The organism is Paenibacillus filicis, from assembly GCF_038070315.1.
Taxonomy (GTDB): domain Bacteria; phylum Bacillota; class Bacilli; order Paenibacillales; family NBRC-103111; genus Paenibacillus_G; species Paenibacillus_G filicis.
Map to the genome: position 1 here is coordinate 33762 of NZ_JBBPCC010000002.1, position 24558 is coordinate 58319.

Consider the following 24558-nt stretch of genomic DNA (forward strand, 5'->3'; position numbering starts at 1 on the left):
TATCCGCCGGAATAGGGAAAGCCCGGCCAGACTGTCCGCAGTCCGGCCGGGCTTTTCGCTTGAGTTAGGACAAGAAGGCTCCTTGCTGCCTGTATTGCTCAGGCGACATGCCCGTAAACTTATGGAAGGCACGATAGAGCTGACTTGGACTTGCGAACCCGACGTCCAGGCTAATATCGGTCACCGTATGACGCGTGGACCGCAGCCGCCACTTCGCCACATCGATACGGATCGCCAGCATGTACTGGTACGGAGCATACCCGATCTGCGCCTTGAAGGAGCGGATAAAGTGAAACCGGCTCATCCCCGCAATGCCCGCCATCTCCTCGATGGAGACGGGCTTCATGTAGCAATCCCGCATATACTCGAGCACTCGAACTAGGTGAGGATCGTCACATACCGGAAGAGCTGCGCGCATCTCCGAACCGTCCTGGTGATTGCCCTGAAGAATCCGGGATAGATAGCTCATCACCTCCGCTTCCGTTTCCTCGATGAAGCCGGCCTCCGCCCGGTCTGCGGAGCAGAGCGCAAGGCTCCACTTGCGATGCTGCCGGAGCAGCTCCTCGCCATTTATCCGCTGCTTCATCACGGGCTCCCAGGGCCGGTCCAGCTCCCAAACCTCCCGTACATTCTTCAACTGAATAACCACGACGCCCTCTCCGTCCCCGATCCGGAACGAATGCCGGTCATTGGGGTACTGAATCAGCGCTTCCCCGCTCTCGAGGCTGTACGAACGATTCTCCAAGTCGAAGGCGCAAGAGCCGTACACGGGAACCGTGATCTGGTACATATTGTCATGGCAATGCCTTTCATTAGCGAAGCTATCCTCAATTCTCCACAGCTCCAGCCGCGGAGTCGTCATGTGTATCTGCATCGTTTCTCACCCGAGTCCAGTATAGCAAAAAATGCTCGAAAGAACAGCATCAATCTCGACGACAAATCATCCGCCTGTGCGTTAAGCTACCAAGTAAGACAACCAAGTAAAGGATGATACCCATGAAAACAGCAACAAGCCCTGCCCTAGCAGCGGCCCGCTCGTACTCCGTGTACGCCCTCATCGGCGTCACCCTCGCGCATCTGCTGAATGACGCGATGCAATCCGCCGTCCCAGCCGTCTTCCCGCTGCTGCGGCAAACGCTCAACCTCAGCTTCGCCCAGGTCGGATGGATCGCCTTCATGCTCAACGTAACAGCTTGCGTGCTGCAGCCGTTCATCGGCAGCATCACCGACAAACGGCCCATGCCGCTGCTGCTGCCCGGCGGTATGCTCTTCTCCTTAGTCGGAATCATCGGTATGGCCTATTCCTCCCACTTCGCTGGGCTGCTGATCTCCGCCATGCTGCTCGGGATCGGCTCCTCCGTGCTCCATCCGGAGTCATCCCGCGTCGCCCATCTGGCTGCCGGCAAGGGCAGCGGGCTGGCCCAGTCTGTCTTCCAGGTCGGAGGCAATACCGGACAGGCGCTGGCACCGCTCGCGGTAGGCTTTCTCGTCATGCCTTACGGGACGCGGGGACTTATCATGTTCGCCATCGCGGCCATCATCGGCATCTTCGTACAATACGCCGTCAGCCGCTGGTATAAGCAGCAGCTCGTAACACCGCGCGCCGCAAAAACGGCAAAAGCCGCAGTCCAACATCCCCGCGGCTTCGTTGCAATGGCGATCAGCCTGCTGATCGTACTGCTATTCTCCAAATTCGTCTATGTCGCCAGCATGACCGGCTATTATTCCTTCTATTACATGGATCGCTTCCAGCGTCCGTTCGAGGATGCACAGATTCCATTGTTTGTCCTGCAATTTGCCGGGATGCTTGGCACACTGCTCGGCGGGCCGCTGGCAGACCGGTTCGGACGTAAGAAGATCATCTGGTTTTCCATCGCAGGCACAGCTCCTTTCTCGCTGCTGCTGCCTTATGCGACACCGTTCTGGTCTATCGTGCTATGCGCTCTGATCGGCATGATCCTGATGTCCGGCTTCTCCGTTATCATCGTGTACGCCCAAGAGCTGCTGCCGGGCAAGATCGGTACCGTATCCGGTTTGTTCTTCGGCTTGGCATTCGGCCTCGCCGGCCTCGGCTCCGTCATCATGGGCTGGCTGATCGACCTGACGAACGTATCCTTCGTCATTCAGCTGTGCGCTTACCTGCCGCTGCTCGGCCTGCTGGCGATGTTCCTGCCGTCGGATGCTAAGCTTGCCGGTAACGCTCACCCATAACGTTTAGATGATGCCGCTCGTGACCGGCGACGATACAAGCGAGTGCCAGTACGGACAGCTTGTTGTTATTGGCCACGCCCTGGCGCTGCAAGCGTTCGGCATCCAATGTACGCAGCAGCGTCAGCGTCGAAGCGCGCACAGCCCGGTAGTCCTCCAGCAGCAGCTCTAGCGGCACACTGTCGAAACCGGACTCCTGCACGAATAGATCCTGGTCAAAGCCAGAAAGTGTGGATGCGTCCTTGCGTGAGATCCGCACCAGCCGGTAGATCATCACGCGCTCATTATCTAGGAGATGACCCAGAATTTCCTTCAGGCTCCATTTGTCCGGCGCGTAGCGATACAAGGATTGTTCCTCGCTCAAGCTGGTAAAAACCTGCAGCGTCTCCTGCTCTTGTCGTCTGAGTATATCCAATAAGTCCCCAGCCGGGACTAATTGGATATACTTCCCATAGTACTCGGTATATTCGTCTTGATTCGGCCGCTCTTGAATTTGCTTCATTCTGTTTCCCCCTCCATTCTTATACACCTAATCCAGACCCCGTTTAGATACTGTTGGCCACATGATCGTTGTATTGTCCGACATCCCGACATGTTGAATGTATTGTAAAATTGCAATTTTTGTCAAGATGGAGAATAGAGTTCGCGTATGAATGCCAAAGTTTAAGAACGAACGAGCTCCGAAAGTCCTATCCTGATTTCTCGGAGAGCATCCAGCCGCTGGGACAGTGTCTTGAGTTCCAAGCTGACCATAAGCTCGTCAAACTCGTATTGAAGATATAACCGTTTGAGCTTTTCGAGCACCGTTTGATAGGAGCCATGTATAATGATGGTTCTTTTTTGTTCAATGGTATACTTATCGGAAGTTTGCCTGGTGAACTCGTTTAATAGCTCCAGAGTGCCTACCCTCAATTTTTTGCCGTTTTCCAAAAAAATCTTGATGACTTGGAATTCCTCAGCTTGCCGCTCAGCTTCCTCATCGGTATCGGCTACAATGACAGATACGGCCATAATCACATGCTTGGCTGGCAGCCTTGATGAATGGAATTTGGTCCGATATGCAGCAAGGGCCTGCGTCTGCACTTCATCATCTCCGCTGATCCACTGAGAGAATACATAAGGCAGGCCCAGCCTCGCAGCTGTCTCCGCGCTGTCCACGCTTGCTCCCAGCAAATAAAGCTCCGGCGGTTTGGGCGGACTTGGCTTCGCCCGCAGACCATACAGCGGATCCGCTTGATCCGTTCGATACTCATCATGAACAAGCTGGTCCAAGAGTAACAGCTTGTCGACAAGCGGTATCACCGTTTCGCTTGGAACGGGCTGCAGCGCCCGCGTAGATCTAGGGAATCCCCCTGGCGCCCTTCCAACACCCAGATCCACTCGGCCTGGCGCCAGGCAGGAGAGGAGATTGAAGTTCTCGGCCACTTTGTAGGGACTGTAATGCTGGAGCATGACACCGCCCGAACCAATTCGTATATGTTGCGTTTGTGCAAGCAAGTAAGCGATTAAAACCTCTGGCGACGGGCACGCAAAGCTGTCCATGTCATGATGCTCCGATACCCAGAATCGATGATATCCCAACCGTTCTGCCGCCTTGACAAGCTCAAGTGTATGCTGGAGCGCTTGCGCAGCCGTCTCGTTCTCGTAAATGGGGCTTTTATCCAATAAGCTTAATGCAAATGACATCTTCTCCATCCTTTCCAGACAATTACCAATTCCTTACCTGAAACACTTCCATTTCATTGCCTATGCTGGATAATGACAAGCTGTGTAATGGCCCTTGCCGACCTCAGTCCACTCCGGAGGCTCTTCCTTGCAGCGTGCAGTGGCGGCTGGACAACGGGTATGAAATCGGCAGCCCGAGGGCGGGTTAGCAGACGAAGGAATTTCTCCTTTTATAGAGGAAAGTACTTTTTTCCGGGCTGGATCAGGCCATGGAATCGAAGCGATCAGCGCTTTCGTATAATGATGGGCCGGATGCCGGAATAATTCTTCGCTGTCTGCAATTTCAACCAGCTTGCCAAGATACATGACACCGATCCGATCGGAAATATGCCGTACAATATGGAGGCCATGGCCGATAAATAAATACGTCAAACCGATATTCTTTTGTAAATCCTGAAGCAGGTTTACAATCTGTGCCTGCACAGATACATCGAGCGCAGAGACAGCTTCATCCGCCAGCACAAACGAGGGATTAAGAGCAATCGCTCTGGCTATACCGATTCTCTGACGCTGTCCTCCAGAAAATTCATGCGGGTACCGATCATACCACGTTCGATCCATACCCACGATTTCCAGGAGTTCTTCCACTCGTTCCCGCTTTTCCTTGGCGGTTAAAGCTTCGTGCACCCATAGCGGTTCACCAATGATCTCACTGACTTTCCAACGCGGATTCATAGAACCGTAAGCATCCTGAAAAATCATTTGCATGTTTTTGCGAACCTTCTGCAGCCCAGGTTCGTCCAACCGGGCCAAGTCTCTTCCCTGGAATCGTACCTCGCCTGCTGTTGCTCGTTCCAATTGCAGGATCGTGCGCCCAAGCGTACTTTTACCGCTGCCGGATTCACCTACCAGACCGAACGTTTCTCCTTCACGGATATGAAAAGAAACGTCGTCCACTGCACGAATAAAGGTAGAATGGCCCAAGCCTTTTTTCAACGGATACCATTTGCTTAAGCCCTTGATTTCCATGAGAGTCGAGTTCTCTTCATTTCTCGCTGCATCGAACTCTGCAACCGGCTTAGGGACGGCAGCTAGATCTGTGACTTCCACCGTTCCCCATTCACGGGATCTGGCCAGTTCTGCGGAATGCCAGCAAGCCGCTTGCCGGCCGTTAATATCCATAAGCGGGGGACTATCGCTCCTGCACTTCTCGCTTGCGTATGCACAACGAGGATGAAACCGGCAGCCTGTCGGCCAATCGCTCAGATTGGGAACAGCGCCCCGGATCGAATACAGTCTCAGGTTCCGGTCGCTCTCCAAGGTCGTAATGGAGCCCAGTAGCCCCTTGGAATAAGGGTGATGAGGCTGATCGAACAGCTGCTGCACGCTTGCTTGCTCTACAATTTGTCCCGCATACATGACGATAATCCGGTCTGCCATCTCGGCTGCGATCCCAATATCATGGGTGATCAGCAGGATGGACATGTTAAACTCTTCTTTTAGCTCCTGCAGCAATTGAAGAATTTGGGCTTGAACCGTCATATCCAAAGCCGTCGTCGGCTCGTCGGCAATAAGCAGCTCCGGCTCACAAGCCAGCGCCATGGCAATCATAGCCCGCTGCAGCATCCCGCCAGACAATTCATTCGGATATTGTTTCATCCGCTCCTCTGGCTCGGAAATACCTACCCGTTCCAGTAAATATACAGCCCGCTTCCATGCCGCTCTTCGATCGCTCATTCTATGATGGATGATGACATCTACAATTTGGCTGCCGATGGTGAAGACAGGGTCGAATGCCGACATGGGCTCCTGAAACACCATCGCCATTTTTTTACCTCGTAAGCTGCGAAGCTGCTTGGAGGAGAGCGATATCAGATCGATTCCGTCCAATAACATCTCCCCTTGGGTAATCACACCGTTCTCATAATCGATTAATCTCATGATCGACTTGGATAGTATGGTTTTACCGCTCCCCGACTCCCCGACAATACATACCGTTTCCCCCACTTTGATATGCAATGAAACGTCAGAAATAGCCGTAAGGCTGCCATTCTTCGTAGCAAATTGTACCGTCAAGTTCTGAATGTCCAGCAGGTCTTTCAATAACAGCCCTCCCTTCCCTATATCCGGCTGTTTTTAGGGTCTAAATAGTCCCGGAGATGATCACCTAACAAGTTGACAGAAAGCACCAGCATCGTGATGATGATTCCCGGAAAGGTGGACATCCACCAAGCTACCGTCAGGTAGCCGCGTCCCTGTGACAGAAGCGAGCCCCAATCCGGAATTTCTTTGATAATACCCAGTCCGAGAAAACTGAGGCTTGAACCTACTAAGATCGAAGTTCCCATACCGATTGTCGCCATAACAAGCAAAGGGGACCACGAATTGGGGAGCACATGCCGAACAAAAATTTGCAATCTGCTTGTCCCTATAGAGCGTGCGGCCGTAATAAACGAACGCCGCTTGATGCTTAATATTTGCCCCCGAAGCACTCGCGCGTATCCAGGAACAGCAGATACGGCTACGGCAAGCACAATATTGAACAAGCTCGGCTTTAATGCAGCAGCGATGGCAAGTGCGAGTAAAATACCTGGAATGGTCATGATAATCTCAACCAAACGCATAACCACGACATCAAAGAAGCCCTCTACATATCCCGCTAGAACGCCAATTGTTCCTCCAATGATCCCTCCCGCAATAACCGAAGCAGCCCCTATGAATAAGGAGTCCCGACTGCCGTGGACAACGACACTAAACACATCTCTTCCTAAAAAATCCGTCCCGAACAGATGAGCAGCGCTGGGTGGCTGTAAAATTTGGGCAGGCATCATCACCGTTGGTGAATAAGGCGCTATCCACCCGGGGAATAGCGCACAAGCAACAATAAATACAAGGAACAAAATGGAGCCATACACAAGTAATTTGGAGACAATAAAATGTTTAACAGCCGCTGCCGATCTCATGACCTGCCGACTCCCTTCACCTCTTTTGTCGCCTCACTCGGGGATCAATGAACGAATAGGAAATGTCCACGAGTAAATTAACCAGAACGTAAATGATGGCCGTAAAGAAAATAACACCCTGTATGACCGGTAAATCCTTGGCCATCAGCGCTTCGGATATGACTCTGCCTATGCCTTGTCTGGAAAACACCGTTTCGATCACCACGGCTCCCGCCAGCAGGTCCCCGCTCAGCACTCCGATCATCGTGATAGCCGGGATTAAGGCATTACGTAAGGCGTGCCGATACATCACTAACCGTTCAGGCAGACCCTTAGCTCGCAGTGTAACGATGAACTGCTCATTAATGACTTCAAGCATACTGTTGCGCACTAATCGTACAATGAAGCCCGCACCGACGATTCCCTTCGCAAATGCAGGTAAAACAAGTGTCCGCCATCCATCCGAGCCAATCGAGGGAAACCAGCCCAAATGAACGGAAAAAATAATAATCAGAAGAATACCTGACCAAAAGGTAGGCATAGAGATACCGAATAAACCGACAATCCTCGCCGTCATATCGATCCAGCCACCGCGATGAACCGCTGAAAGCACCCCCAATCCGATGCCGACTACGGCAGCGATGATCGCGCTCGCTGCAGCCAGCTTCAGGGTTGAGGGGAAATTCAGCATAATTTTGGGCAGCACAGGCTCGTCATTCATTAATGATTTGCCGAAATCTCCGCGAAGCATGCTGCCCATGTATTCGGTAAATTGCACGTAAAAGGGTCTGTCCACGCCGAGCTGATGCCGCAGCTGTGCCACCATCTCCGGTGTAGCCGAAGGATCCAGCATACGATCTGTAGGATCCCCCGGGAGCAGATACACGATAACGAATACGAGCACAAGCGAACCCAAGATCACCATCAGGGATGTCAGAAATCGAACAACCACCGCTTTGAGCAAGTTCATGAACTCCTTCTGCCTAAACCTTATTTTGCGATAAACACATCATTGAACAACGGATATCCAGGCGAATCAAATTTCAAGCCTTGAACTGATTTGGCTGCTGCAACAGTATACGGAAACACATAGATCGGAATGATGATGGCCTTGTCTATAACAGCCTGCTGAAACTGCTTGTAAATTTCCGCACGCTTGCCTGGGTCTGTTTCTACCCCGCCTTGATCAATCAGCTTGTCGATCTCCGGGTCAGCTAGTCCAGGGATGTTCCGTTGATCGCCAGGCACGTTGCTAACTTGAGAATGATAGAAGAAACGGACTCTGTCCGGGTCTGGGCTTACGGTGCTATTTCCAAATACATCGTAGGGCTTGCCTTTGGTTATGACGCTTGTGTAAGCATCCTTTGTAATTTGCACGTCTACGGCCACTCCGATTTCCTTCAGCTGCTGTTGGATAATCGTGGCGATATCGTTACGCTTTTCACGATTGGGAGAGCTGTCTACATAGAGAATCGACAATTTCTTGCCATCCTTCTCCCGGATTCCGTCCGCTCCACGAGTCCATCCCAATTCGTCCAACAATTGATTCGCTTTCTTGACATCAGGCTTGACCGTATTCTCCAAGGACTTGGAATAACCGAGCGTAGATGGAGATAATGGAGACCACGCACGTTCATAGGTGCCCAGATAGAGTGTCTTCACAATAAAGTCGACATCAATCGTTAATTGAAGGGCTTGTCTGGCCTTCAGTTCATTCCATGGTGCGTGTTTTTGGTTAATAAAGAGCGTGTAGGGCAGTCCGCCCGTCTGAGTTTGGAAGATTTGAAAGTTAGAATCATTTTTCAGAGCAACAACGTTCTGCGGAGGGACGGTTTCACCCGCAAGCACCTGCTTGCTGAGCACGCTTCCGATACGCGTCGCTTCTTCCGGAACAATCTTGAAGGTTAGCTTATCCAGATAGGCTGGACCCTTGTTGGACAAGCCTGTCGGTCCCCAGTTGTAATCCGGATTTCTTTCTAGCGCAATCTCCGAATTTTCCACCCATTTCAAGAATTTGAACGGCCCTGTTCCGGCTGCCGGAATTTTACCTAATTGAGAACCCAGCTTCTCCAATGCAGCAGGGGATACGTTGCCAATAAAGAACTGGCTCAGTCCGGCCAGGAAAGGAGCGTACGGCTTTTCGAGATTGACCTTGAGTGTATTCTCATCGATGACCTCGGAAGATACGTAAGGCCCAATCGCCTCCCTGCCTACACCCGACTTGGTATTCGGATCAACAAGCCTGTCAAAATTGTACTTCACGGCTTGAGCGTTAAACGGTTCTCCATCATGAAATTTGACGCCCTGACGAAGCTTGAACGTATAGCTCTTGCCATCTGCCGAGCTCGACCATTCGGTGGCAAGCCATGGCTTGACCTGATTATCCTGCAAAAGAACAAGACTATCGAACATCGTCCTCTGCACTCTCGCACCGAGCGCCGATCCATCTCCGTGCGGGTCAAGACTCCTCGGAGAACCTGCGAGCGCATAGGTTAACTCCCCGCCTTTTTGAGGTTCATTCCCTGCGCTGGCGGCTGGACTAGACGCAGGTACGCTCACATTTTTCGACGCTCCATCGCTGCTGCACCCTGATAGAATCAATGTCAGAATGGTCATGAATGCGATAGGCTTAGCCAAGACTCTTTTTATCATATACATATGGTTTCCTCTTCTCTTGATACGAATAGGTTAATTATTCCAATCGAATTAGTTTGTTTTGTTGCAGGAGATTTCCATTCAAGAATGTACCTGCGATGATTAATGAAACCGGTTGGCCGGACGCGACAAACCAAAATGCTCACGCAGCGTTGTTCCTTCATACTCCGTACGGAATAAACCTCGCTTCTGCAGCTCCGGTACGACAAGGTCAACAAAATCATCTAGACCACCTGGCAAATAGGGGGGCAGAATGTTGAAACCGTCCGCTGCCCCTGCAACGAACCACTCCTCCATAACGTCCGCTATTTGCTCCGGTGTTCCTCTTACCTGCAGATGTCCACGATTCCCTGCGTAACGTTCGTACAGCTGTCTGATGGTTAGTTGTTCTCGATCGGCAATGTCCTTAATCGGTTGAAACCGCCTGCTGGCTCCATGGGCATCACCCAAATTGAACGTTTGCGGTAAGGGCTCGTCAATAGGGAATGGGGATAGATCGTAGCCGAACATATAAGACAGCTTTGCAACGCCAACCTCAGGCAAGAGTAAGCTCTGCAGTTCCTGCTCTTTACGCTCCGCTTCCTCTTCCGTTCTTCCGACAATGGGAATCAGACCGAGCATAATTTTCAACTGGTCAGGAGCTCTTCCATAACGGGCCATCCTTCCCTTAACATCCCGATAGTACTCCTGGGCCTTCTCCAATGTAGACCAAGCGGTAAAAACCGCCTCGGCTGTCTCGGCCGCAAGCTCCTTACCGCCTTCAGATGTGCCTGCCTGAAAGATAACCGGGTGCCCTTGGGGCGGACGACTAATATTAAGCGGACCTCGAACCGAAAAATACTTGCCTTCGTGATTTAAATCGTGAATCTTCTCTTCTAATGAAAAAATGCCACTCTCTTTGTCAGCTACCAAGGCGTCTTCCTCCCAGGTGTCCCATAACCCCTTGACGACCTGTACGAATTCTCTTGCCTTTTCATACCTCAAACTGGGGTCAGGCAAGCTATGCTGGTTGAAGTTATTAGCTTCCTGCGACTTGAAGCTTGTGACTACGTTCCAGGAGGCACGGCCATTGCTGAGATGGTCAAGCGTTGCAAATCGGCGTGCCACATTAAACGGCTCGTTATAAGAAGTGCTCACCGTAGCCACAAGCCCTATACGCTCCGTTACGACAGCCAGTGCCGCCAACGGAAGCATCGGATCCAAGCGAACATTGCTGGGATCGAATCGCTTATCATTCTGGCCGATGCCCAGCACATCTGCAAAGAAAAAGGCATCGAATTTGCCTCTTTCAGCCGTTTGCGCCAGACGCTTATAATATTGAAAATCATGAACTCCCAATGCATCGGCTTCTGGATGCCTCCAGCCTGACACATGATGTCCTCCTGCAAGCAGAAAAACAGCAAGATGGAATTGTTTGTGGGGATTTGCCATCGTGTATACCTCCATAGGTCTAAAGCTTCACGCGCCTAAGCGGTTCAATTTCACTTCCCGCTCTTTACCCTCGCGTCAGGAATTTCATTGTTCGCAATCATTTCCCCGAATGGACTAATGAAAGAAGGGTTGCCGTTCTCTTCCGGTTTCTTAAGCGGCAGCTTGGGAAATAGCAATTCTGCCGTGCGGTAAGCTTCTTCCAGATGTGGATAACCCGAAAGAATGAACGTTTCGATTCCTAAATCGGCGTACTCCTTCATTCGAGCAGCCACACTGTCAGGACTGCCTACCAGCGCCGTGCCCGCTCCTCCGCGTACAAGACCAATGCCTGCCCACAGGTTTGGAGAGATTTCCAGCTTGGAACGGTCTCCATGATGGAGTGCCGACATCCGCCTCTGCCCTTCAGAGTCCATACGGGCAAAGATCTGCTGTGCGGATTGGATCGTTTCCTCATCCAGGTGCGCGATCAATTCATCAGCCGCCTTCCAGGCCTCCTCCTCCGTCTGCCGGACAATCACATGAAGGCGAATCCCGAATCGAAGGGTGCGGCCCTTGGCACTGGCGAGCTTGCGCATATGCTCGATTTTTTCTTTGACCTGATCGAGTGGTTCTCCCCAGGTAAGGTAGACATCCACATGCTCTGCGGCTATGTCTTTGGCTGCTTCCGACGAACCTCCAAAATAAAGCGGCGGATAGGGCTTTTGGATGGGAGGGTATAGGGCTTTACCGCCTTCAATTCGGATATGCTCCCCTTCGACGTTGACTTCTTCACCCTCAAGCTCCTTGCGCCACACATCCAAAAACTCGCCAGTCAGCTTGTACCGTTCATCATGGCTGAGGAACATTCCATCTCCCGCCAATTCAACAGGATCACCACCCGTTACCACGTTGATGAGCAGCCTCCCTTGGGAGAATCGATCCAGGGTAGCCGTCATTCTGGCGGCAAGCGTAGGAGACATCAGTCCGGGGCGTACAGCTACTAGAAATTTCAATTTGTTCGTCACCGGTACAAGCGTAGACGCGACGATCCATGCGTCTTCGCATGATTTGCCTGTCGGCAGCAGCACACCGCTGTATCCCAATTCATCCGCAGCTTGAGCAATCTGCTTGCAGTAGGCATAGCTGACAGCGCGAGCACCCTCCCTCGTCCCTAAATAACGGCCATCCCCATGCGTTGGAATAAACCAAAACACTTCCATTTCAAACCCATCCCTTCCCTTGCAAGTAGTGGTTTTGTCTTATACAAAGCTTGCGCCTCGCTTGCTTGCTTCTTTGAGCAGCTTCCATATCGGGTCCGTCAACCGCTCTTTATTGCTTCCCAGATACTGATTGGCATAAGCGCGAACCGGATCACCGGCGTAGAAGCGTTCATATAGCTCGTGCCTTGCCCCCAGAGGGCTTCCGATCAAATCCCAAGCGAGCTTGAACAACTGCACCTTCTTCTCGGCACTGACAGACGCCCCTTCGAAATAAAGATGCATCAGCTTGGAAATCGGCCCGTAGAAATCCTCCACACCCGACGGAGCCTGTACGAAACCACCGCCGCCCACTTGCTGCAAGATCTCTATTGCTCGCGGATAAAACTTCGTCCCGATGCTTCGGGCCGTATCAATGTAGGAGAGCTCGGGAATCCATACCCCGGTTTCATCCGGCTTCGCTTGCGTTTCCGAGGCGATGACCAAGGCTTTCATCACATCGATCTGATTCAGCAGTTCGCCAAGCTTCTCCTGTACATGCAGGAAGCTGGTGGCCCCGATCGCTTCCGTCACCGCGAACGCGATTCCAGTCACGAATTCCAGCTTAGCTACGTAACGCACAATATTCTGGTGAAAGGCGAGCGAATTGGCTGTTTTATTACCGCGTAGCTTTAAAACCTTCTCCGAATCACCGTGCAGCAGCACCCGTTCCCAAGGCACAAACACGTCTTCGAAGAATAGCACGGCATCCATTTCCTCATATCTGGAGCTTAGAATATGGCTTTGCTCCCTGTTATCAGCAAAGGACTCCCTACAAACGATATGAAGCCCTGGTGAATTCGCTGGAACTATCAAAACATGCGCATGCTTACTTTCATCAGCTTTGAAATTCAAAAAAGAAAATACGACAAAATCATGGGTATAAGGAGCTCCGGTAGCAATCATTTTAGCTCCCCGTATCACAATGCCTTCACTCGTTTCCTTCACCACATGCAGGAATCGCTCGGCGATACGGCTATCCTCCAGACCGCTGGACCGATCAATTTGCGGGTCGATAATGGCCGTAGTTAGGAATAGGTCGTTATCCCTTGCCAGTTCATAATAGGCCGTGATTTTGGATTCAAAATCCGGAGCGAACCTGCCTATTTGCTCGCGGGCCGCGTACCAGCCGGTAACCAGGGAACGAGCATAATCCGATAGGCGGCTCATCATTCCATGTGTTTCCTGAGACCAATACGCGAACGACTTGCTCCGCTGGGACAACTGCTCGGCCGAGTAAGGCACCAGAAAAGAGCTATGCGCATAAGCTTCCTTGCCCGGTACCTGGTATCCCACAATCTCTCTCTTATCAGGGTCATCCAGCATATTAAATAAATGACGAATGGTCTCCAAGGTTCCTTTGAATGCCGAATGTTGGGGCAAGGCTTCGATTCTAACCCCTCCAAGCCATACATTGCGCCCGTCCTGCAAACTTTTTAGAAAATAATCTCCCCGCACTCTCATGGTCTCCTCTCGCTACGCAATAAAATCGATCGATAATATGAATATTCCGATTGATTTAGTGAGCTTAATTCATTATTATAGGCAGTATTCTATTGTATTCAACAATCAATACTTCGGTTTTTGACGGATAACCGACATTAAACGCCATCGTGTTGTCTAAGAAACTAATAAACTACTTGTGCCCTTAAATTGTAGATTTGATCTATCGTCTACTCTACGTGCGTTATTGGGGAAGTTTATCAATCCAAGATCAAATTTGGAATTATTTACAAATTGTTATTTTGTTGCTAATTCGACATTTTCAATAATTTTGTTGTCTAAAAGGAGTTGAACCTCGTTGTCATCCGCTCATTCGAACATGGATAGACGCATTCAAAGAACACGCCAAGTGATCGTCGAAGCCTTTCTCTCATTGCTGGAGCAAAAAGATTTTTCCGAAATCATCATCAAGGATATTACTGAAAAAGCGAACGTTAACCGTTCCACCTTCTATCTGCACTACCTGGATAAGTACGACCTGCTCGACAAAATAACAGCCGAGCATATCACCGCTCTAAGCGAAGCTCTCCACCAAGACAACATCAGCTTGTACGAATATGATCCAAGCCCTGACGTTCCTGACCCTTATTTCATCGCGATGTTTGAGCATATAGCGAAGAACGAATTCTTTTACAAAATGATGATCACGAAAATGCCACGTTCTTCATTCGCCACCAAGCTGCAGGAATTGATTCGTGACAGCTGCTATGTAAGAATCTCGCACATTAGCCCTGAGAAAAAACTAATCGTTCCGCTAGATTTGTTGCTGGATTATCTGAGCAGCTCTCTCATGGGCATTATCTATAAATGGCTGGATCAGCAAATGATGTATGCGCCGCGCTACATGGCTTTACAGCTCACTCGCCTGTCTTTGTCAGGCACTTACGAAGCCATGGGTCTAAGCTAGTCAGGAACAAAAAACGATCATCCCCTTTAACCTCAGGGAATGATCGTTTTTTGTTCGAGATACGGCGCGAATAATGATACAATACGTATCATTATTCGCGTAAGTTCACCTAATTATGACAGCGGTTATTGCAAGATTAACCGCGCCACGAAGGCCAAATCAAGAATATCTACCTTGCCGTCATTATTAACGTCAGCCTTCTTGTAAGTATCCCAATCCGGATCTTGCGATGTTTTGCCGTATGCCGCAGCAACGATCGCCAAATCGCCGATTGTAAATTGGTCGTCCCCGTTCACATCTCCCGGAGTTCCGGTACGAACGGATTGGAGGAATGTTTGCAGAGCAGCATTCAGCTCTGTAATCGCCTGCTGCGCTTGCTGCTGAGTAGTTCCTGGGTTCGCTGCAACAGCTTTCGCCTTATTGATCGCTGTTTGCAGAACGGCTTTGGAGCCTTCCGGATATTGTCCGCTTTGTGTACCTTCCACGGCTCCGTCATGCTTGGTTTGAGCTTGTTGAATCAGTGCCTGTAAGGCGGTCAGGTCTACGCCTGTTTTAATGCTGACCTTATGGCTTGCGCTCTTAACCGGATATTCCTCATGATCGCTTGCAATTTGGGCCTGTACCGTAAAATTGGCTGTTCCCGTTTGGAGGGCAGCGAATTTGAGCCCAACCAGCAAATCCTTCGTATCTTTTACGCCCAAATTGACCGAGACAAAGCGCAGCTTGCCTTTTCCATCATCTTTATGCTCCAGCACGCTGTAGTTTTCTTTCAATGGCGGTTCATCAAACCCGACAAATTTTACGGCATTCGCATCGTATTGAACGGTGACGTCATGCGCCAGCACATCCTTGGCGACACCATCCAATCCGAAATTGAGCGAGAACGTGCCTCCAGCCACTGCGTTAACTGGTCCGTCCAAGACAGCCGAGCCCTTGGTCGCATCCTCCAGATACCAGCGAAGTGTAGATGTGGAACTGCCGGGGAGGGTTTGGACAAAGGATTTGTCCTTCAAGCTAACTTTAACCGTACGGGATGCGCTATTGCTATTTCTGATCACCATCACGATTTCACCGTCAGGATTCTGGAAGGTGACATGGGATACGCTGCTCTGCGTGCCTGGTGTGGAGTCGACCCTGACAGCACCACTGTGTTTAGCCGTGCCTTGCTCCAAGTATCTGCCGAATTGTCCCCATGTATAGAAGTCGCTGGTGAAAGACGCCACACCCGTACTATGATTGGTAACGAGCATGCGATTCTTCCAAGATGGATTTACCTTCGTCCAATCGATATTGTTATTCCTCGCATCGGTCCAGTGCAGCGTACCACCGTTCTGGTCTGTAACAGGCGTCCAGCCCGTGAAGCTGTTCATATACTGATTGAAAAAGTCAATGATGGTTGAAGAGCTGAAAGAACCGCTCTCCGTCAAATGAATACCTTTCCCTTTAAATTCCAGAGCGGCATCTTTCATCACGCTGGCGTTCCCCCAATAAGGGTGGAAAGCGATACCATCTGTAGCATTCAAGACATCTTTGCCCTTAATTTTTCCGTCAGCGGAATCTTCATAGATTCTGTAATAATTCTTGGTTTCTGTGCTGTTCGGATCCTTCCAATCCCAGAAATTGAAATCGTGAACCCACAGTTCCGTGTCAAGACCATTCTCCGCAAACACTTTCTTGATTTCCAGAGACAGCTTCTGTTGTTGCTCAATGCTAATGTCCATCGCCGGATACACGACATCCATGCCCGGCTCGTTCAGTAAGGTAATGGCCGAAATGTTAATGCCATGCTCTCCGTAAGCTTGAATAAATTTGGCATAATAGCGGGCAAATACATTGATGCAGTCGTCCCTCAGCTTGGACGCTTGATAATTCTCGTTGGGCTTGCCAGGCTTGGGCAATACATAACCGGTGAAGGTATTGGTCGTTGTCATCCAGGCCGGTGCACTCCAGGCGGAAGCGAAAAACTGGGCGTTCGGGTTATACGACTGAATTAATTTGATCGTTTCAATGATATGGTAATCGATATCCTTTTGAATGGAGAAATATTTAAGATCGAAGTCGTCCTTTACACCCTCTGGCAGCTCACTGTAGGACCAGAAAGGCAAATGCTCGATGGTATCCGGGCTGCCGATCGTAATTCGGAACAGTCCGATGCCTGCCCCGTCCTTAGGGTCGACCATTTTCTTGATGGCTTCTTCACGAGCTTGTTTACTAAGCTTCCACAGGTTGGATACGCTGGTTTCATCTATAGAGACGCCCAGACCTTGATATTCCTGATACCGGGTAGACGGATCGACGGAGATATTCACCGTTGCCGTTGCACCCGTATCTTTTTCAAAGTTTACGGTACTCAGCGGTGCCCATTGAATGTTTGTACCAGATGAATAGGAGCCTAACACAGGGATTACTTTCTCCGGTGTTGCAGCGGATACAGGAACACTTCCAAGCAGAAGCGCTAAACTCACAGCTGCAGATAATATCTTTCTCTTTCTACTTCTCATCAAGATCATTCATTCCTTTCAGCTGATTTAATAAGCACTCATCCCGTCATACCCATCGTGAAGTACTTAGGCTTGCTGTCATCGTTCACCATGCGATGCCCGGCTATCGTTTGCCTTTTGGCTTTCAGCTCCACCTTCTTTAGATTTGATTGTACTTCACCTTTCACTTCCGATAAGTAAGCGCTTGCAAACGGTGATTTTTTATCCACACTCCTCCATGCGCATTTAGGTTCCGAAAGTATTTTCGTAGTTGACAGATCCTATCATATGAAAAGAAATTGGGATTTAAAAGCGGTAAACTTAAGAAACCAGGTTGGTTTTATTTAGGTTGTGGGATTCTTAACGGAAGATAGTCCTGTTGGATTACCTTGATGTACGATCATGTTTTTCTCCATCGACAGCACAAAAATTGCCCAAAAACAGGCATAAAGATCTAATAATCACGAAGCCTGCAAAAAAAGATTAATCTATCGAAATTGTCGATTACAGTCGACACGAAAAGCCCATAGACCGAATATGGGCTTTGTTACCATTTCTCATGAATTCAGTGAAATCTGCACCTGCTTACGTTCACGCATGACAAGGAAAACCATCATGCATAAGCTGAGCAGGATAACACCGAAGCTCGTCCATTGTCCGGCTGTCCAATGAAAGGTATAGCGAGGCGAATCCCCCCGCAGCCACTCCAAGTTAAATCGCCCGAACGAATACATGATGTTGTATGTCAGGAATAATACCCCTGCAGGCCAGAGAGGTTGAGATCCATAAGCATCGTAAGCCATCGAACCTTCGGGATACACAAGGCCGAAGCCCAATCCGGTTGGCGAGCCGTATGCATCTCCATTCAGTAAACAAGCAATTCTGCCCAGCGACTGACCTAATACAATCGCCGGGGCGATCATATCCGCAAGCTCCCAGAAGGATAAACGGTGCTTCTTCGTATAGAAGTTCAAAGCGATGAAGCCACCGATTAAAGCGCCTTGGATCGCAATACCGCCTTGCCAGATATAGAAAACTTCCATAAGATGCTTCGAGTAATACTCCCATTGAAAAAAGAAAACATGCCAGATACGTGCAGATACAATCGCACCACCCATCACATAAGGCACCATCCCCGCCCTTCATCAATAGCAGCAGCAACGAAAAGGATGCCAGTAGTGGTCTAAGCAACGATATCTTGACCGATACCGGCTTATCCGGCTCAAGCACCTGCAAGATTTGATAATGCATCGCAGATGCCGCAAAATGAACGGCAGCCGTATGCTGCGACTTCCTCCACTTGGACAGCTGGCCAAATGCAGCTCCGTCCCCATTTGATGGATCGCAAAGCGATCTGCGAGCAGCTCCGTCCATATTTGATAATAGCGAAATACCGGCTTCATAATCGGCCAATACCCAAATGCTTCCGTCAGCAGCGTCATTAGAAACATTTTTACATTGTCGAGATTGCGGCAATGATGCCACTCATGCAGCAGAATAGCCTTCACTTCATCGCTGCTGAACGTTTCGAGGACCTGGGTGGAAATCACGATGATCGGTTTTCGCATTCCGATAGCCAGTGCGACGAATCCTTCGTCTCGCACAACAAGGAGCTCCGTTCCCAAGCGGCGGTATGTATAGTTAAGACGCTTGGTTAGCTTGTCATGCCTGTTGGAACGGAACAGCTTATGCGCTTTCTAAGATAAATACGCCTGTGCAACAGTTCGCCAGATCGCCCGAATGAGCGTGTACCCGATTATGAGATCGAATACCATGTAAGGTGAAGTGAGCTGCACCTGGACCACCGCCTCCCAGTTGACGCGCAGCGAAGAGTCCCATCTGCAAGCTGAACAAGGCAATAAAAACGACCACCAGCGCGTAGATCCACCTCAGCTTCATTGGAGGACTCATTTCTTGTTCCCTTTTTTGATTTCACTTAATTTGCGTTCCAGCTTATCGATCGTCTCCTGATCCACATCGTCAAGCGCATCGATCATGTGATTAATGACCAAGCTTCCGAACTCCTGTATAAGTCCCTGTGATACCGCTTTGGTCTGCTCGGAAAGAAACTGTTCTCTTGACTGTACTGGACTGGACTGAACTGAGCCGCCTGGGTTCTGCCCGAACCGGTCTGTACTTTCACAAGATGCCCCTTGCTCTGCAGTCGGCTCATCACCGTCATCACCGCATTAACCGAAATCGGACTTTCCTGATTGAGGATCGACTGCACCTCCTTAATCCTCAAACCGCGGAAGACCAGAGAATGTCCATGATTCTCGCTTCGAGCGGCCCAAAAAAGCGATTCAGGCCCCCCCCAGCTCACATTCAGTTTTTTAATCTTCATAACCCTCACACTCCATCATACTACGAGTTGTAGTATAACGACTGTAAGTTGTCAATCTTAGCTGGATCATGACTAACGATCACTATGTATGGTGAACAATAAACGAGCCCCCATCAACTGGGGACTCGTCGTGATTGTCATGATTATGGAAGAAGTGCTGGGGCCTTACGTTTATGCGTGCCTTGCTCATAAGCATAGGCGAACTTGATCAGGGTGGACTCGTCGAATGGACGGCCCAGGAATTCGATACCGGCTGGCAGGCCTTCTTCCGTAAAGCCGGCCGGGACGGAGATCGCCGGGAAGCCGCTGTATGGGCTCAGGCGGTTGTTGCTGCCTGCTTTGGAGGCTTCGCCCAGTACGACCGTCGTTTCGGAGGTGGAAGGATAGATAATCGCATCCAGGTTATTATCGGCCATCACCTTCAGAAGCGCATCGCGCGTCAGCTTGGTCCGTTTCAAGACAATGTCCTTATACTCCTGGGATTCCAGATCACGGGTATCGCGCAGCTTGTAAGTCGCTTCATTCGGTTTGTAGAATTGCCCCGAATTGATAATTTCCGTCAACGTATGGAAGGGAGCATTCGGCTGGTATTTCGCCAGGTAATCATTCAGCTGGGACTTGAATTCATAACCGCTGAGGCTCGGATACTTCATAATGTCCGCCAGATTCGGGATCGTGATCGGAACGGCCGTAGCCCCCAGCTTCTTCATATCCTCAACCGCTACGTTAATCAGATTGCTGACCGGCTGCTCGGACGGCTTCGTTCCGATAAGCTCGGTGGCGATCCCGATCCGGGCGCCTTGCAAGCCATTGACATCCAGGTCCTTCGTATAATCCGTCTTGGAACGTCCGACACCGTAGGCCGTGGCTACATCGTCAGCGTCATAACCCGCAGATGTTCCCAGCAGAATAGCGGCATCTGTGACGGTGCGTGCCATTGGCCCGCCTACATCCTGAGTCAGTGCCAGCGGGATAATGCCGTCACGGCTGGTCAAGCCTACCGTCGGCCTAATACCGACCAGACTGTTATACGAGGATGGAATCCGGATAGAACCGCCTGTATCCGTTCCTAGACCCGCCAGCGCGAAGTTGGCGGCTACCGCTGCCCCGGTGCCTGCGCTGGAACCCCCTGGATTGCGGTCCAGAGCATAAGGGTTCAAGGTTTGTCCGCCCAGGGAGCTAACCCCGGTGATGTTGAGCGCGAACTCATCCAAATTCGCTTTGCCGATAATAATAGCACCAGCATCCTTGAGCTTCTTCACCATCTCCGCATCATGAGTCGGCACCGCATCCTTCAGGCACAAACATCCAGCCGTTGTAAGCAGGTCGCCTGTGGCATAATTGTCCTTGACAATAATCGGAATACCGTGCAGCGGTCCGCGAACTCCCTTCTCTGCCCGTTCCTTATCCAGTGCTTCAGCCGTCTGCAAAGCGCCCGAGTTAACCGTGATCACGGCGTTCAGCTTGATCCCCTGATCGTCATATTTGTTAATCCGATCGAGATACTGCTGGGTCAGTTCTTTGTAGGTCAGCTTCCCTTGACTTACAGCCTTCTGAATGTCGGCAATCGTGGTTTCCATGACATCGAAGGGCTTGAGATAGGCATAGACCCGGTCCGCGACTACCTGCGCCTGTCCCTTGGTCAAGTAAGCTTCAGGCTCGAAGCGGTCATCGCTGGTCCCTTCCAGCAGCTGCTTCTCCCTCAGAGCGCCGATGGCTCCTGCAGCAATGGAATCATCGGGAACATCTGCGAATGGCTCCTTGGCATCCGTCAGCTTCAGCGAGCTACCCAGCATGACGGCCAATGCTTCACGGGTTACGGTACCCGTGCTGTTCATCTGGAACGACAAGGAGCTTCCGGCCTTGGAACCAGCAGCGCTGAGCAGCGCAACGACCTCCTGCGAAGTAATCGGCTCGGATGAACCCGGCACCGCTGCTGCCAAGGCAGATAGTGGAGCTGTAACCAGCAGGGCTCCCGCAATAACCCCCGATATCATCGTTGATCTGGATTTTCTTAACATAACGATTCCCCCGCTTCTAAGTTGTCATCTGGATGCTTGTGAATTCCCCCTCATTATATTTAATGTCAGTTTATCTTACAAATAAATAAAACTAAGAAAAAAACGTATTCATCGAATTAAATCTTCTATTTATTCTTATATTCACTCTAATTCTTTCTTTTTCGTTAAAAGAATAATCCTTGTATAATCATGATCAAACTTAATTCCGCTGGAAAATCATACCTTATTCGATAAATATAACGTCATAATTTATTACAAATGTGTTTGTTCCTTATTATAATTTCATTTAACCCCGCCACGAAAGCCATATAATATAACATGAATATAACACAAAATTCTCGATTGTTCTTAATATAGCCAAACACTGGCTCCGGTTCGATCATGCCCTAGCTGCTAGCGCACCGATTGGCATTGGCTTCGATTTTGTTGTAGAAAATTGAAAAGAGGTGTCCCGCAACCCTTTTCATGGCTTTTGGGACGCCCTCTTCTTCTATACGCCTACAGCTTTTATTTCTTGAATGGTTCTGGGCAAACAACAACAAATAAGCTAAGCCAGATGATCCTACATAGGGCTTGCTGAACGATTGTTTATGCGAAATTTAGGGTGAGGCGCCGGCGTGAAAACATTGCGAAAAAGAAGAAAAAAGAACGCGGAGTCTGCGCTCCAGGTTCATCACCAGAAGCTGCAGCGTAATCACCGATTCGCTTGTCTTTGCAAGGCGCGCGCGAATGCAGCCAAGCCCGTACTTGCGCTTGCCTTCTCCGAACTTGCCTTCAATCGCGTTTCGTTCCCCTGTATCCTGTTTGACGATTTGCTTTTCTTCACTTGTCGGACCGTTTTTCGGTTTGCGCCCCAGCGCCGGTCCGCTGAGCCGGATGACCTGCTCTTTGCAGAAGCGCCGGTTCTCACGGGTGCGGTAGATTTGATCCGCTTGCACAACTTTCGGGTAGTAGCCCATGCGCGCTCGGTACTTCTCGATCACGTCAATGAGCGTCGTGCTCTCGTTGAAGTTGTCCCAGGACTGATGATCCAAGAACGCATAGCCGTTCACCATGCTCACTGCGATTTTGGCTCCAAACTCGACACGTGCTTTGGCTTTACCGCGCACGATCAACCTGACATGCGGCTGATGAATGCTTACGATTCTCTCGTCGACCTGGTGAGAACGCGCATTGTACATGTGCAACTGCTGTCGGTACAGTTCATGAATCAGCAACAAGTCACGATAGGCTTTGCGGCTTAGCAAGGTGAGCGGCTGCGTCTTGGCTTGCTCGGCGATGATGGAAAGGTTTCGTCCCACGTAACCAAGCTGCCGCCGAACCGCTTTACGAATCACTTTCACTCCCGGTCTGCGCTGCTTCGATACCGCCAGAAACTGCTTACGCGCTTTTTCCCGATAGGTACGCGGTTTTGCCGCTTTGCCGATCACCGGCTCGTGCAACGCATCGATGATGGCTTCGAGCTTCTCACGCGCTTCATTGAGAAGATTCAGATCGGTCGGATACGCGATATCCGCCGGTGCGCAGGTGGCATCTACCAGTACCGTTCCTTGATTGGGTTGAGTGGATTCCGCTTCCAAGGCGGACTCCACAGGATGCGTTTCGGACGCAGATTCAATCTTTTCAGGCTTCTGCGGCTGCGCGACCGTCTGTTCCACAGACTGAGTTGCACCTGACGATTCCATGAACATCATTTGCTGTTCGGCCTCGATAGCAGCAAGCTTGCGCTTCTTTGACTGTTTCACTTTACCGCCGCCGCTTGTGTCATTGTCGTCATCTTCCTTCGAGTCCTTCCCGCCTGCTACGGCGATGAGCTCGTTAAGTTCCGCAAGCACATGCTTGAGTCGTTTTCGAAAGTGCGTCATCATGGAGTGATGGAACGGCGGCTTCATCACAAATCCGGGCAGACCGATGAAGTATTGCATGTACGGATTTTCGCTGATCGATTCCAAGGTTTCTCCGTCGGTCAACTGCATGCGCTCTTGAATGATCAATGCACCGAGTCCCATCCGCAGACTGATCGTTTGCTCTCCGCGGAAGGTGTCTTTGAAATAAGTGAAACCTGCTTCGAAGAGCATGCATCAATGAGCATAGTCTTGCCGGGTAGTTAACTTGTTAATTTGAGTCGTTGCTGTAATGCCCATATGGTTACGCTTTAACTGCTGAAGGGGACCCAACTAGGATTTGCCTTTTACCTGCGCCAACTTTTAAATGAGCAATCAATAGCACAACCCCATGCGGCAAACACTTGCCGTGCGGATTCATCCGCCGGTACAAAGAATTCGATTCGCGGGTAAGCTTGATCGGTCACGGAAAGGTGCAGTTGGTTATAACGTATGGGTTTACGTTCTACAGAGCATGGCAGCCGCGCCAAGAAGTATTTCGCCGTCTCCAAATCCTGCTCGTCCGTCCATGCCTCTCTATTCCAAAATTCGCGAATTTCTGCGTATTTCTCCATCATCTCATGGAAACGCGCATATCTAGAATCCACGAATAGAGCCGGGTGACGGTTCTTAAAGGATTGAATGCCGACAATCCCATGGGATTCCCAGCGGGACTGCGACTTCTCGTCAAAGGAAGAACCCGCACGGATCGGCAGCTCCTCGTTGAAATGAAGATCAAACAAATTAGTCTGGTTAGCCGTAAAAGAAAAATCGGACAGTCCAAACAAGTCACAGAAAGCTTCATTATACCCGACTATATCCAGCACATCGGTTACGATCATCGCCGGATAAGGCAACTGTTGCATCATGGATCTGGCTTGTTCCAGTACTTGGCCGTATTTTCGGTCAGATAAAGGCAAGGGGATCGGCACATAACCTGCGGATAGAAGCAGATCGTTGCGTTCTCCGCTTGTGCATTCCAAATAATCAGCAATTTCCATCAGGGTCTGACGGTCGGGCATGCGCCGAGATCGTCCCGTTAGCAAATTTTTGTATGTGCCGCAAACCTCATCATTCAATTCCTGTTGAGTAAAACGTTTCTTGTTCTGAATCCGGGAAGAATTCCTGTCCGTGGTCTGCTGCCGCTGTATCCGAAGTCGTTCAATCGTGTCCAGTACACGTATTAGTTCGGCGGCGCCTTTATTTAAATTCGATGTCGTCATGTGTACGCCCCTTTCAAAAAAACAGGTGTAGTTTTGCACTTGAGAAATGAAGTGGCCGCGG

The 24558-nt window shown here is 50.3% G+C and carries 18 protein-coding genes and 2 pseudogenes; 2 read left to right on the plus strand and 18 right to left on the minus strand.

Annotated features, from left to right (window positions below):
* Window positions 1–64 precede the first annotated feature (64 nt).
* Window positions 65–874 carry a helix-turn-helix domain-containing protein gene (locus tag WMW72_RS04015; RefSeq protein WP_341414133.1) on the minus strand — a complete coding sequence of 270 codons (810 nt, stop codon included), beginning with the start codon at window positions 872–874 and terminating at the stop codon, window positions 65–67.
* Window positions 875–996: 122 nt separating this feature from the next.
* Here WMW72_RS04015 and WMW72_RS04020 point away from each other — a divergent pair, with 122 nt between their 5' ends.
* The gene (locus WMW72_RS04020; protein WP_341414134.1) at window positions 997–2211 is read left to right on the plus strand and encodes an MFS transporter; all 1215 of its coding nucleotides are present in this window, start codon (window positions 997–999) and stop codon (window positions 2209–2211) included.
* Here the strand turns inward: WMW72_RS04020 and WMW72_RS04025 are convergent.
* The 9 genes from WMW72_RS04025 to WMW72_RS04065 all read right to left on the minus strand — a co-directional run bounded on the left by WMW72_RS04025 (window position 2183) and on the right by WMW72_RS04065 (window position 13600).
* A complete protein-coding gene (locus tag WMW72_RS04025) occupies window positions 2183–2710 on the minus strand; it encodes a DinB family protein (RefSeq protein ID WP_341414135.1) in 528 nt (175 codons plus the stop codon). The genes WMW72_RS04020 and WMW72_RS04025 overlap by 29 nt on opposite strands.
* 161 nt (window positions 2711–2871) lie before the next feature.
* Window positions 2872–3894 carry an LLM class flavin-dependent oxidoreductase gene (locus WMW72_RS04030; protein WP_341414136.1) on the minus strand — a complete coding sequence of 341 codons (1023 nt, stop codon included), beginning with the start codon at window positions 3892–3894 and terminating at the stop codon, window positions 2872–2874.
* Window positions 3895–3954: 60 nt separating this feature from the next.
* Window positions 3955–5976, minus strand: a complete 2022-nt coding sequence (locus tag WMW72_RS04035; protein WP_341414137.1) for an ABC transporter ATP-binding protein — start codon at window positions 5974–5976, stop codon at window positions 3955–3957.
* Window positions 5977–5993: 17 nt separating this feature from the next.
* A complete protein-coding gene (locus WMW72_RS04040) occupies window positions 5994–6836 on the minus strand; it encodes an ABC transporter permease (RefSeq protein ID WP_341414138.1) in 843 nt (280 codons plus the stop codon).
* A 16-nt stretch (window positions 6837–6852) separates the two neighbouring features.
* On the minus strand, window positions 6853–7785 hold the full coding sequence (locus WMW72_RS04045) for an ABC transporter permease (RefSeq protein ID WP_423227511.1): 933 nt from the start codon (window positions 7783–7785) through the stop codon (window positions 6853–6855).
* 20 nt (window positions 7786–7805) lie between these two features.
* Window positions 7806–9467 (minus strand): ABC transporter substrate-binding protein, encoded by a 1662-nt coding sequence (locus WMW72_RS04050; RefSeq protein WP_341414139.1) that lies wholly within the window; start codon window positions 9465–9467, stop codon window positions 7806–7808.
* Between the two features lie 105 nt (window positions 9468–9572).
* Window positions 9573–10901, minus strand: a complete 1329-nt coding sequence (locus WMW72_RS04055) for an LLM class flavin-dependent oxidoreductase (protein ID WP_341414140.1) — start codon at window positions 10899–10901, stop codon at window positions 9573–9575.
* A gap of 50 nt (window positions 10902–10951) precedes the next feature.
* Entirely contained in the window at window positions 10952–12100 is a 1149-nt protein-coding gene (ssuD, locus tag WMW72_RS04060; RefSeq protein WP_341414141.1) for an FMNH2-dependent alkanesulfonate monooxygenase, read from the minus strand.
* A 39-nt stretch (window positions 12101–12139) separates the two neighbouring features.
* Window positions 12140–13600, minus strand: coding sequence for a 4-hydroxyphenylacetate 3-hydroxylase family protein (locus tag WMW72_RS04065; protein WP_341414142.1), 1461 nt, complete (start codon window positions 13598–13600; stop codon window positions 12140–12142).
* A gap of 358 nt (window positions 13601–13958) precedes the next feature.
* Here WMW72_RS04065 and WMW72_RS04070 point away from each other — a divergent pair, with 358 nt between their 5' ends.
* Entirely contained in the window at window positions 13959–14546 is a 588-nt protein-coding gene (locus WMW72_RS04070) for a TetR/AcrR family transcriptional regulator (RefSeq protein WP_341414143.1), read from the plus strand.
* A 125-nt stretch (window positions 14547–14671) separates the two neighbouring features.
* Here the strand turns inward: WMW72_RS04070 and WMW72_RS04075 are convergent, their stop codons facing one another.
* The 8 genes and pseudogenes from WMW72_RS04075 to WMW72_RS04110 all read right to left on the minus strand — a co-directional run bounded on the left by WMW72_RS04075 (window position 14672) and on the right by WMW72_RS04110 (window position 24497).
* Window positions 14672–17011, minus strand: coding sequence for a glycoside hydrolase family 30 beta sandwich domain-containing protein (locus WMW72_RS04075; protein WP_341414144.1), 2340 nt, complete (start codon window positions 17009–17011; stop codon window positions 14672–14674).
* Window positions 17012–17583: 572 nt separating this feature from the next.
* Window positions 17584–18144, minus strand: coding sequence for a prolipoprotein diacylglyceryl transferase (locus WMW72_RS04080; RefSeq protein ID WP_341414145.1), 561 nt, complete (start codon window positions 18142–18144; stop codon window positions 17584–17586).
* 27 nt (window positions 18145–18171) lie between these two features.
* Window positions 18172–18630, minus strand: coding sequence for a M56 family metallopeptidase (locus tag WMW72_RS04085; RefSeq protein WP_341414146.1), 459 nt, complete (start codon window positions 18628–18630; stop codon window positions 18172–18174).
* Window positions 18631–18712: 82 nt separating this feature from the next.
* Window positions 18713–18925, minus strand: a complete 213-nt coding sequence (locus tag WMW72_RS04090) for a hypothetical protein (RefSeq protein WP_341414147.1) — start codon at window positions 18923–18925, stop codon at window positions 18713–18715.
* Between the two features lie 8 nt (window positions 18926–18933).
* Window positions 18934–19370 (minus strand): annotated as a pseudogene (locus WMW72_RS04095) (BlaI/MecI/CopY family transcriptional regulator).
* Window positions 19371–19513: 143 nt separating this feature from the next.
* Window positions 19514–21391, minus strand: a complete 1878-nt coding sequence (locus WMW72_RS04100) for an amidase family protein (RefSeq protein WP_341414148.1) — start codon at window positions 21389–21391, stop codon at window positions 19514–19516.
* A 588-nt stretch (window positions 21392–21979) separates the two neighbouring features.
* Window positions 21980–23424, minus strand: a pseudogene (locus tag WMW72_RS04105) (IS5 family transposase); the annotation flags it as partial.
* A 158-nt stretch (window positions 23425–23582) separates the two neighbouring features.
* Entirely contained in the window at window positions 23583–24497 is a 915-nt protein-coding gene (locus WMW72_RS04110) for an MmyB family transcriptional regulator (RefSeq protein WP_341414150.1), read from the minus strand.
* Window positions 24498–24558: the final 61 nt, after the last annotated feature.